Annotated in this window: 8 protein-coding genes; 7 read left to right on the top strand and 1 reads right to left on the bottom strand. The window is 64.0% G+C overall.

From position 1 onward, the window contains the following. Positions 1-265 precede the first annotated feature (265 nt). From ACZYOF_RS39240 to ACZYOF_RS39230, 3 genes are all read left to right on the top strand, one after another. The gene (locus ACZYOF_RS39240; protein WP_463719100.1) at positions 266-1,567 is read left to right on the top strand and encodes an ammonium transporter; all 1,302 of its coding nucleotides are present in this window, start codon (positions 266-268) and stop codon (positions 1,565-1,567) included. 306 nt (positions 1,568-1,873) lie between these two features. Next, on the top strand, positions 1,874-2,212 hold the full coding sequence (locus tag ACZYOF_RS39235) for a P-II family nitrogen regulator (protein ID WP_028164751.1): 339 nt from the start codon (positions 1,874-1,876) through the stop codon (positions 2,210-2,212). 38 nt (positions 2,213-2,250) lie between these two features. After that, positions 2,251-3,693, top strand: coding sequence for an ammonium transporter (locus ACZYOF_RS39230; protein ID WP_463719099.1), 1,443 nt, complete (start codon positions 2,251-2,253; stop codon positions 3,691-3,693). Between the two features lie 143 nt (positions 3,694-3,836). On the opposite strand, the gene ACZYOF_RS39225 is transcribed toward ACZYOF_RS39230, so the two are convergent. Next, the gene (locus ACZYOF_RS39225; protein ID WP_463719098.1) at positions 3,837-4,658 is read right to left on the bottom strand and encodes a DUF4349 domain-containing protein; all 822 of its coding nucleotides are present in this window, start codon (positions 4,656-4,658) and stop codon (positions 3,837-3,839) included. Positions 4,659-4,934: 276 nt separating this feature from the next. Here ACZYOF_RS39225 and ACZYOF_RS39220 point away from each other — a divergent pair, with 276 nt between their 5' ends. From ACZYOF_RS39220 to ACZYOF_RS39205, 4 genes are all read left to right on the top strand, one after another. Next, complete coding sequence (locus ACZYOF_RS39220) at positions 4,935-6,161, top strand: aminotransferase class I/II-fold pyridoxal phosphate-dependent enzyme (protein ID WP_463719097.1); 1,227 nt, start codon at positions 4,935-4,937, stop codon at positions 6,159-6,161. Positions 6,162-6,181: 20 nt separating this feature from the next. Next, the gene (locus ACZYOF_RS39215; RefSeq protein ID WP_463719096.1) at positions 6,182-8,650 is read left to right on the top strand and encodes a DNA translocase FtsK; all 2,469 of its coding nucleotides are present in this window, start codon (positions 6,182-6,184) and stop codon (positions 8,648-8,650) included. Between the two features lie 100 nt (positions 8,651-8,750). Then, on the top strand, positions 8,751-9,554 hold the full coding sequence (locus ACZYOF_RS39210) for an outer membrane lipoprotein carrier protein LolA (protein WP_463719095.1): 804 nt from the start codon (positions 8,751-8,753) through the stop codon (positions 9,552-9,554). Positions 9,555-9,706: 152 nt separating this feature from the next. Next, positions 9,707-10,522, top strand: coding sequence for an exodeoxyribonuclease III (locus tag ACZYOF_RS39205; RefSeq protein ID WP_130581789.1), 816 nt, complete (start codon positions 9,707-9,709; stop codon positions 10,520-10,522). Positions 10,523-10,676: the final 154 nt, after the last annotated feature.

The raw sequence follows: 10,676 nt of genomic DNA, 5'->3' as shown, positions 1-10,676 counted from the left end.
ACCTTTGGGCGTCAAACGCGCATTCTTGTGGCTGTTCATCTGGTCTCTCCGGGGAACACTGAAGCTTCGCAACCTCAGCTTCCTCGGTTCGGACCAGATGGACAACCTCCTGAAAGACCACAGCTAGGGCATGATCCGGAAAAGTGGGCTCCGGTTTTCCGGAAAGATCATGCTCAAACAAGAATGAATTCTCGTCGAACGCGGGCACCGACAACGGCGCCGGTCGCATCAACCAGAATCATTTCATTTCTGCCGGGGAAACATCATGGGGGCATCATCTCGCGCCGTGCGGCTGATCGCGCCGCTTGGTCTTGCGACGCTGTTGTCGGCGACGCCGGCGCGTGCGGAGACGTCGGCCATCAACGCCGCCGACACCGCCTGGATGATCGTTGCCACCGCGCTGGTGCTGATGATGACGATCCCGGGGCTCGCGCTGTTCTATTCCGGCATGGTGCGCAAGAAGAACGTGCTGGCGACGATGGCGCAGAGCCTGTCGGCAGTCGCGATCGTCTCGATCCTCTGGGTGATGTTCGGCTACTCGCTCGCCTTCGTCGGTGATGGGCCATGGATCGGCACGCTCGACCGCTGGTTTCTCGCCGGCATGACCATGGACGGCGTCAATCCGGCGGCGAAGACGATCCCGGAAGCGCTGTTCATGCTGTACCAGATGACGTTTGCGATCATCACCGTGGCGCTGGTGGCAGGCTCGGTCGCCGATCGCATGCGCTTCTCGGCCTATCTCTGGTTCTCCGTCGGCTGGTTCATCTTCGCTTATATTCCGCTCGCACATTGGGTGTGGGGCGGCGGCTTCCTCGCCAATCTCGGCGTGCTCGATTTCGCCGGCGGGCTCGTGGTGCATCTTTCGGCCGGCGTCAGCGGATTGGTCGCCGCGCAAGTATTGGGGCGGCGCCACGGCTATGGCAGCGAGAACCTGTCGCCGTTCGATTTGTCGCTCGCGGTGATCGGCACCGGGCTGCTCTGGGTCGGCTGGTTTGGCTTCAATGGCGGATCGGCGCTTGCCGTGAGTTCGCGCGCGGTGATGGCGATCATCGCCACGCATCTTTCGGCCTGCGCGGGCGCGCTGACCTGGGGCGCGATCGAATGGGCGACGCGGCGCAAGCCGTCGGTGCTCGGGATGATCTCGGGCGCGGTCGCAGGGCTCGGCACTATCACGCCGGCCTCGGGCTTCGTCGAACCATGGCACGCGGTCATCATCGGCATCATCGCGGGCCTCGTTTGCTTTTGGGCCTGCACCTGGCTGAAGCTCCGCTTCAAATATGACGATTCACTTGACGTGTTCGGCGTCCACGGCATCGGCGGCATGGCCGGGACGCTGCTCGCGGGCGTGTTCGCCACCAGCGCCATCGGCGGCACGGCCGGCCTGCTCGAGGGCCGTCCGCAGCAACTGCTGATCCAACTCGCCGGCGTCGCCGTTACGCTGGTCTGGTGCGGCGGCGTGACCTTCGTGCTCCTGAAGCTGGTCAGCGCGTTCGTCCCGCTCCGGGTATCGCTGCAGCAGGAGCTGGAAGGCCTGGATATTTCGCAGCACGGCGAGGCCCTGCAGTAATTTCCTCTACTTTATTACCTCTGATTTGCCGTCGGGCTGGGCAGGATTATGTCCAGACTCTGGCGTGCCTATGAATCGGGCAATATTGATTACGTTTTGAGCGCGACGGAATAGCGCAGGTCCGACCAATTCCCGTCAAGCGCGAAAACAGGCGGATTCATAATCCGTTAGGCGGCGCCGTCGATCTGGCACGGCATTTGATTCTAACGCCGGCGGCTGTGACCGCGTTGTGAATTTTCTCCGCGTGGTGGATCTCAGTCGAAACACCCGGTTCGTCTGCACCGGGCCCAAGCGGGGATAGGACACATGAAAATTGTTATGGCGATTATTAAGCCATTCAAGCTCGAAGAAGTCCGCGACGCCCTGACCGCCATTGGCGTTCACGGTCTCACGGTGACGGAAGTCAAGGGGTACGGGCGTCAGAAGGGCCACACTGAGATCTATCGCGGCGCTGAATACGCCGTGAGCTTCCTGCCCAAGATCAAGATCGAGGTCGCGGTTGCGGCCGACCAGGTCGACAAGACCATCGACGCCATCACATCGGCGGCAAAGACCGGGCAGATCGGCGACGGCAAGATCTTCGTCATCAACCTCGACCACGCGGTGCGCATCCGCACCGGCGAGGCCGATGCCGCGGCCCTCTGATTTCGCGCTCAAACCTTACAATTCAGGAGTAGAATAACATGACGTTCAAACGTCCCCACAGCGCGGGATTGGCGGCACTCGCAGTCGGCCTGTTCGCTGCGACCGCTGCCTATGCCGAGCCGACCGTCAACAAGGGCGACAACGCCTGGATGATGACGTCGACCGTGCTGGTGCTGTTGATGACGATCCCGGGGCTCGCACTGTTCTATGGCGGCCTGGTCCGCTCCAAGAACATGCTCTCGGTGCTGATGCAGGTGTTCTACACGGTGTGCATCGTCACCGTGCTCTGGGCGCTCTACGGCTACAGCCTCGCGTTCACCGGCGGCTCGGATTTCATCGGCGGCTTTTCCAAGGCCTTCCTGGCAGGTGTGACGCCGGACTCGAAGGCGGCCACCTTCAGCGTCGACGCCAATATCTCCGAACTCGTCTATGTCTGCTTCCAGATGACGTTCGCGGCGATCACGCCCGCGCTGATCGTCGGCGCTTTCGCCGAGCGCATGAAGTTCTCCGCGCTCGCGCTGTTCATCCCGCTCTGGGTGACGCTGATCTACTTCCCGATCGCGCATATGGTCTGGTACTGGGCCGGACCGGACGCGATCACGGATGCGGCGAAGGCGCTGGCGGCCGCGGCTGACGGCGCGGCGAAGACCGCGGCGCAGGCCAAGCTCGACGAGATCAATGCCGACGCCGGCTGGATCTTCAAGAAGGGCGCGATCGACTTCGCCGGCGGCACCGTGGTGCACATCAACGCCGGCATCGCCGGCCTGGTCGGCGCGATCCTGATCGGCAAGCGCACCGGCTACGGCAAGGAGTTGATGGCTCCGCACTCGCTCACGATGTCCATGATCGGCGCCTCGCTGCTCTGGGTCGGCTGGTTCGGTTTCAACGCCGGTTCGAACCTCGAGGCTTCCGGTGGCGCCGCGCTCGCCATGACCAACTCCTTCGTCGCGACCGCGGCGGCGGCGTTGTCCTGGATGTTCGCGGAATGGATCATCAAAGGCCATCCCTCGATGCTCGGCGCCATCTCGGGCGCGGTCGCAGGCCTCGTGGCGGTGACGCCGGCGGCCGGCTTCTCCGGTCCGATGGGCGCGATCGTGCTCGGCCTCGTGGTCGGCGTGGTCTGCCTGTTCTTCTGCACCGTGGTGAAGAATGCGCTCGGCTATGACGACTCGCTCGACGTGTTCGGCGTCCACTGCGTCGGCGGCATCGTCGGCGCGCTCGGCACCGGCATCCTGGTGAACCCGGCGCTCGGCGGCACCGGCGTGATGGACTATGTCGCCGGCAAGATCGCCGATTACGACTTCGTCGCCCAGATGAGCTCGCAGGTCTGGGGCGTCTGCACCACGCTGGTGTGGTCCGGCGTCGGTTCGGCGATCCTCTACAAGGTCGTCGACGTGATCGTCGGCCTGCGCGCCAACGTCGAGACCGAGCGTGAAGGCCTCGACATCACCGAGCACACGGAGCGCGCTTACAACATGTGAGTTCTCCCGGGGTGTGATCTCTCCCGGGGTCACACCCAGAACTACGGTTCGGGCACATACCCGGCAATGCCCCGACCGTTGAGGGGCTCCAGCGCAAGTTGGAGCCCCTTTCTTTTTGGCTGCTGCCGGCGCGGTAGCGGCTCTTATCCGGACAGCCTCCGGGACTTCCATCGCCGCATGCCAAGGCGCGCGCCCCACCAGACCAATGCGATGACGGGAAGCCATGGCACGATGGCCGCGACGAAGGAGATCAGCCAGGAGACGGAGTTGACCGCCGTCTGGTTGATCGTCCTGATGGCTTGGTAGATCGGGGTGAAGTCGGCTCCGCCAACCAGGCTGGCGGCGCCGACATAGGATATCTCGATCCGTATCGTGTCGGTCCGCGTCCGCAGCGCGTCACGCTGCGCCGTGATCGCTTCGATGTCGCTCTGTGCCTGCGCCAGCTCTTTCTCGATCGTGATCAGGTCGGCAGCCGTTTTCACGGTCTGGTCGCGCAACATTCCGCTAAGGCGGTCGCGCAGCACTATTTTCGCATCGAGCCGCCGTTCTGCGTCGAGAATGGGGACGGCGATATCTTCCACCGATTGGGCGTGCATGGCGACTTGGGCCGGCGGCGCGGTCAGCACTGCCGCAAACGCGTCGAAGGATTCGGGCTTGATGCGAACCGATGCGCGCGCGTTGATGCGCCCTTCGTTCGACCGGTCGATCGACGTGCTCAGGATGGAGCAGCCGAGCTTGGCGCATTCGGCCATATGCTTTTGCTGAATGGCTTCGGTTTCGGCGCTGGGGACGCGGAGCGTGTAGCGATGCGTGATCGCAAGGCGCCGCTCGGCGGACGACGAATTGCCCTGCATCGCCTGAGGGAGAGCCCCATCCGGAACTGCATTGTCTGGAGATGGCGCACATGCGGCCAGCAACGGCAGCAGCACAAACACGGCCCGCAATGGCCGACCAACCGCACGCATCGATTCCCCCAACCCGGTTCCCAAGTTCCCAAATCCTAAATGCGGAACATTACGGCGCGCTGGTGGCTTTTCCCTTTGTTATTGCTGGTAAAATAAGGTGCTGCGCCGCCGATCTCGCCCCTGCTGGACATCGGCGCGGGTTACCGAACCCACTCTTGATGGCCCATACCGCCGATGGTTAATCGCGTCTTAACCTCGCCGTATCTATGGTGACTTGATCAATTTACGGTCGAGCCGGATTCCCCTCGACCGCATTGAAAGTGCTGGCGTTTAGACATGGCAATGACCGCTCCCTCCGGCGTGGCGCAAGACGCCGGCAGTGCAATGCCGGCCGGTCAGGCCGAACGTTCCCCCTTTGCGCGCACGGCTGAGCTCTTGGCGCCGTACCAGCCCGGCAAGCCATTGATTACGCTGTCCTTGGGCGAGCCGCAGCACCCGGTTCCGGCGTTTGTCGGGCCGGTGCTGGCCAAGCACACCGCTGAGTTCGGCCGCTATCCGCTCGCCAAGGGCATCGAGCCATTCCGCCGCGCGGTGGCGAACTGGCTTTCGACCCGGTTCCACCTGCCGCGGGCGGTCGATCCTGAGAGCGAAGTGCTGGTGCTGAACGGCAGCCGCGAGGGCCTGTTCTTCGCCGCCATCACCGCCGCCCGCTATGTCGGCGCGCGCTATGGGACGCCGGCGATATTGATGCCGAACCCGTTCTATCCGGCCTATGGTGCCGGCGCACGTGCCTCCGGCTGCGAGCAGGTCTATCTGCCGACCACGCCGGCCAACGGATTCCTGCCCGATCTCGACGCGCTCGATGAGGCGCTGCTGGCGCGCACGGTGGCATTCTACATCGCTTCGCCCGCGAACCCGCAAGGCGCGGTCGCCTCGCGCGATTATTTCGCGCGGCTGAAGGCGCTCGCCGACCGCTTCGGGTTCATCATCCTGAGCGACGAATGCTATTCGGAGATCTACACCAGGGAAGCGCCGGGCAGCGCGCTGGAATGTGCCGGCCCTGACTTCACCAATGTGGTCGTGTTTCAGTCGCTCTCGAAGCGTTCGAACCTGCCGGGCATGCGCGTCGGCTTCGCGGCCGGCGACAAGAAATTCCTCGCCGCCTTCCACGAACTCCGCAACGTCGCAGCGCCGCAAGTCCCGGTGCCGCTGCAGCATGTCGCGGTCGCCGCCTACAGCGACGAGGCGCATGTCGAGGAGAACCGCAGGCTCTACCGGATCAAGTTCGACCTCGCCGACCAGATCCTCGGCAGCCGCTACGGCTATCAGCGTCCGGCCGGCGGCTTCTGCGTCTGGCTCGACGTCTCCGAGCGCGGCGGCGACGAGGCGGCGACGGTGAAACTTTATCGCGATGCCGGCGTGCGCGTGATCCCGGGCAGCTATTTGGCGCGGCCGCAAGCCGACGGCTCCAATCCGGGCGCGGGCTATATCCGGCTCGCGCTGGTCTCCGACAGTGAATCAACGGCCGAGGCGCTGCACCGCCTGGTCGAAACCTTAAGCTAATCGCAAGGCTTTGGAAGCGCATGCCAGCGATCGAACGTGTCATTCCCCTGGTCGGCCATCTGCCGGTCCCGATCCGCGAAGCCTTGGAGCGGCGGGTGCGAGAATTCGGCGGGCTGTGCCTGATCATGCTTGCCGGCGTCGCCGCCGCGGCGCTGATGACGTGGTCGGTGCAGGACCCCAGCCTGAGCCACGCCACCTCGCGCCCGATCCGCAACATCCTCGGCTATCCCGGCGCGATCGGCGCCGATCTGTTGATGCAGATCCTGGGGCTCGGCGCCATCATGCTGATCCTCCCCATCGCTGTGTGGGGCTGGCGCATGCTGACGCATCGCGCCTTCGACCGCGAAGCGCTGCGATTGGCATGCTGGATCCTCGCCACCGTGATCGCTGCCGGCTTTGCGAGCTGCTTTCCGCATAATGGCGCCTGGCCATTGCCGACCGGGCTTGGCGGCGTGGTCGGCGACGCGCTGGTGCGCGCGCCCGCAGTGGTGTTCGGTCCGGCCGGCATGATCTATCGCCTGGTGCTCGGCGCCATCCTGTTCGTCGCGATGACCGCAAGCTTTTTGTTCGCGAGCGGTTGGGGCGCGAAGGAGAGCGAAGAAGAGCTGACGGCGATCGAGGATCGTGACGAGCCGTTCGTCGAAGAAGACGACGAGGAGGACCGCAGCTCGATCTCGCTCGGCTGGCTGTTCCACGCTGTCATGAGCGCGAAGGCGCGGCTCGGCTGGCTGCTCGGCACCGCCTATCGCTCGCTGGTCTCGAGCGCGCCGCAGCGCAGCGCAGGCGCATTCGAACGGCAGGAGCCCAGTCTCGGCGGCCGCGCGACCGCGCCCTCCGTGGTGCCTGAGGCGAACGAGGAATTCGACGAAGAGGTTGAAGAGGAAGAAGACGAGGCCGAGGAAGAAGCGGAGGAAGCGCCCGTCGCCCGCGCCCCGCGCAAGAAGGCCGAGCCGCGCGCGAAGAAGAAATCCTCCGACAAGTTCGAACTGCCCTCGGTCTCCGTGCTGTCAGCGCCGAAGGCCGCCGATCGCCAGCCGCAGAGCAAGGCCGAGCTGGAAGCCAATTCGCGCGCGCTCGAAGGCGTGCTGCAGGATTTCGGCGTCCGCGGCGAGATCGTCAAAGCCAATCCGGGTCCGGTCGTGACGCTGTACGAGCTCGAGCCCGCGCCCGGCATCAAATCGTCGCGCGTGATCGGCCTCTCCGACGACATCGCCCGCTCGATGAGCGCGCTGTCGGCCCGCGTCGCCGTGGTCGCCGGCCGCAACGCCATCGGCATCGAATTGCCGAACCTGCATCGCGAAAAGGTCTACCTGCGCGAGCTCCTGGTCGCGAAGGAAGCCATCGATTCGGTGGCAACGCTGCCGCTCTGCCTCGGCAAGAGCATCGGCGGCGAGCCCGTCATCATCGATCTCGCGCGCACGCCGCATATGCTGATCGCCGGCACCACCGGCTCCGGCAAATCGGTCGCGATCAACACCATGATCCTGAGCCTGGTGTATCGGCTGCGCCCCGATCAGTGCCGCCTGATCATGGTCGATCCCAAGATGCTCGAACTCTCCGTCTATGACGGCATCCCGCATCTTTTGACGCCGGTCGTCACCGATCCCAAGAAAGCGGTGGTCGCGCTGAAATGGGCCGTGCGCGAGATGGAAGAGCGCTACAAGAAAATGGCCAAGCTCGGTGTGCGCAACATCGACGGCTACAATGCGCGCCTCGTCGAGGCAAAGGGCAAGGGCGAAGACCTGACGCGCACCGTGCACACCGGCTTCGACAAGGAGACCGGCAAGGCGATCTATGAGGAGGAGAAGCTCGATCTCGATCCGTTGCCCTACATCGTCATCATCGTCGACGAGATGGCCGACCTGATGATGGTCGCCGGCAAGGACATCGAAGGCGCGGTGCAGCGCCTTGCACAGATGGCGCGCGCCGCCGGCCTGCATGTGATCCTCGCCACGCAACGTCCGTCGGTCGACGTCATCACCGGCACGATCAAGGCCAACTTCCCGACCCGCATCGCCTTCCAGGTCACCTCGAAGATCGACAGCCGCACGATCCTGGGCGAGATGGGCGCCGAGCAACTGCTGGGGCAGGGCGACATGCTCTACATGGCCGGCGGCGGCCGCATCAGCCGCGTGCACGGCCCGTTCGCCTCCGACGAGGAAGTCGAGAAGGTGGTGCGCCATCTGAAGACGCAAGGCGCGCCGGAATATCTGGAAGCCGTTACCGCCGAAGAGCCGACCGAAGAGGACGGCGCGGTATTCGACTCCACCGGCATGGGCGGGGATGGCGGCGGCGACCTCTATTCGCAGGCGGTGGCGGTCGTCAAACGCGACCGCAAGGCCTCCACTTCCTATATTCAACGGCGCCTGCAGATCGGCTACAACCGTGCCGCGTCATTGATGGAGCGGATGGAACTCGAAGGCATTGTTGGCCAGGCCAACCATGCCGGCAAGCGCGAGATCCTGATCGAAGAAGAAGGCAGCATGTGATCCTGCCCCGAGAATTTCACGGAAAAGCGATATCGCCGCGGCACCACCCACGATAAACTCATCATCGGAACACGCGTTGCATCAGAATCCGAAATACCGAATGGCCAAACAGCACGTTCATCGCGCCATCCATTCCGGATTGGCGATCCTGATCGCGACGTCGATCGCCGGCGCCGCGCCCTCATCGGCGCAGAACGTGCCGGTGCCGAAGCCCGCGCCGAAGGGCCGCGACGGCACGCAGATGAGCGCGCAGGAGCAGCGAGGCCCCGCGACGACAGGCTCGACGCAGACGCCGCCGAACCCCGTCATCCCCGACCCGCGCCGCAACGTCCCCGCCAACATCTTCGCGACGTTCGATGCCAACCAGAAGGCACAGGCCGCGAGGATCAGCAGCTATCTCTCCTCGCTGCAGACGCTGTCAGGCAGTTTCGTGCAGGTCGGCCCCGACGGCTCCAAGACCAAGGGCGATTTCTATATCCAGAAGCCCGGCAAGGTCCGCTTCGAATATGAACCGCCGAGCCCGATCGACATCGTCGCCGACGGCTCCTCGGTCGCGGTGCGTGATCGCAAGCTCGCCACGCAGGACATCTATCCGCTGTCGCAGACGCCGCTGCGCTATCTCTTGTCCGACCGCATCGACCTGATGAAGGACACCAATGTCGTCAGCGTCACCGCCGACGATGTCTTCGTCTCGATCATCATCGAGGAGAAGCAGGCGCTGATCGGCACCAGCCGGTTGATGCTGATGGTCGGCGCCAAGGACGGCCAGCTCAAGCAATGGACCATCACCGATCCGCAGGGCTACGACACCACCGTTGCCGTCTACAATCTCGATTCCACCAAGAAGATCGATCCGGGCCTGTTCAAGATCGATTTCACGAACTACGTGACGCCGCCGGGATAGTAGTTCGTTGGATTGTAGGGTGGGCAAAGCGAAGTGTGCCCACCTTTCTTGCACCGAACGTGGATGGTGGGCACGCTTCGCTTTGCCCACCCTACGCGTCCCCTGTGGACAATCCTATCCACCGCCGCAATCCATGCTAAGACGCAGTTCCCATGCGTCTCTCCCTCACAACCTGGAACATCAACTCGGTGCGCCTGCGCATCGACCTCGTCGCCAAGTTCATCAAGCAGGCGCGGCCGGACGTGCTCTGCCTGCAAGAGACCAAATGCATCGACGACGCCTTTCCGCTGAAGCGGTTCAAGCGGCTTGGCTATGAGCATGTCGCGCTGAACGGACAGAAGGGCTATCACGGCGTCGCCATCATCTCGAAGGTGCCGTTCGAGAAGACCGACATCCGTACCTTCTGCGACAAGATCGATTCCCGCCACATCTCGGTCGAGTTCGGCGACAAGGCACAGCTCTCAAAGCCGCTGGTGCTGCATAACTTCTATGTGCCGGCCGGCGGCGACATCCCCGATCCCGCGCTCAATCCGAAATTCGAGCACAAGCTGCAATTCCTCGACGAGATGAAAGCCTGCGAACCCTTGCATCCGCGCGGTGACGACCGCCACATCCTGGTCGGCGATCTCAACGTGGCGCCGCATGAGAACGACGTGTGGTCGCACAAGCAGCTTTTGAAAGTCGTCTCGCACACGCCGGTCGAGACCGAGAAGCTGCTCGCAGCCCAGATGCATGGCGAATGGTTCGACGTCGCGCGCGAGCGGATTCCATTGTCGGAGAAAGTCTACACCTGGTGGAGCTACCGCGCCGCGGACTGGACCGTCGGCGACCGCGGCCGCCGGCTCGACCACATCTGGGTCTCGCGCGCGCTGAAGGACAGCGTCACGGATTTCAGGATCACCCGCGACGCGCGCGGCTGGGAGCGTCCATCGGACCACGTGCCGGTGACGGTGACGCTGGAGGTGTAGCCGGCCGGTAGCCGGCTGTCGTCCCGGGCAAGCGAACGCCGATCCGGGACCCATATGTGGACGGCCCCCGTGGCACAAGAGCTTTTGAGGTGATCGGATCGCTTGCATCCATATGTCCGGCCTGTTTGATGCGATCGGATGATCGCTGGCCAAG

Source organism: Bradyrhizobium sp. LeoA1Lang (assembly GCF_055413685.1).
The sequence above is the reverse complement of the archived record's forward strand: the minus strand, read 5'-3'. Positions and strand labels throughout refer to the sequence as shown.

Coding starts and splice junctions, on each gene's coding strand:
- ACZYOF_RS39210 (WP_463719095.1), top strand. CDS start 8,751: ATGGCCAAACAGCACGTTCATCGCGCCATCCATTCCGGATTGGCGATC.
- ACZYOF_RS39235 (WP_028164751.1), top strand. CDS start 1,874: ATGAAAATTGTTATGGCGATTATTAAGCCATTCAAGCTCGAAGAAGTC.
- ACZYOF_RS39205 (WP_130581789.1), top strand. CDS start 9,707: ATGCGTCTCTCCCTCACAACCTGGAACATCAACTCGGTGCGCCTGCGC.
- ACZYOF_RS39215 (WP_463719096.1), top strand. CDS start 6,182: ATGCCAGCGATCGAACGTGTCATTCCCCTGGTCGGCCATCTGCCGGTC.
- ACZYOF_RS39240 (WP_463719100.1), top strand. CDS start 266: ATGGGGGCATCATCTCGCGCCGTGCGGCTGATCGCGCCGCTTGGTCTT.
- ACZYOF_RS39220 (WP_463719097.1), top strand. CDS start 4,935: ATGGCAATGACCGCTCCCTCCGGCGTGGCGCAAGACGCCGGCAGTGCA.
- ACZYOF_RS39225 (WP_463719098.1), bottom strand. CDS start 4,658: ATGCGTGCGGTTGGTCGGCCATTGCGGGCCGTGTTTGTGCTGCTGCCG.
- ACZYOF_RS39230 (WP_463719099.1), top strand. CDS start 2,251: ATGACGTTCAAACGTCCCCACAGCGCGGGATTGGCGGCACTCGCAGTC.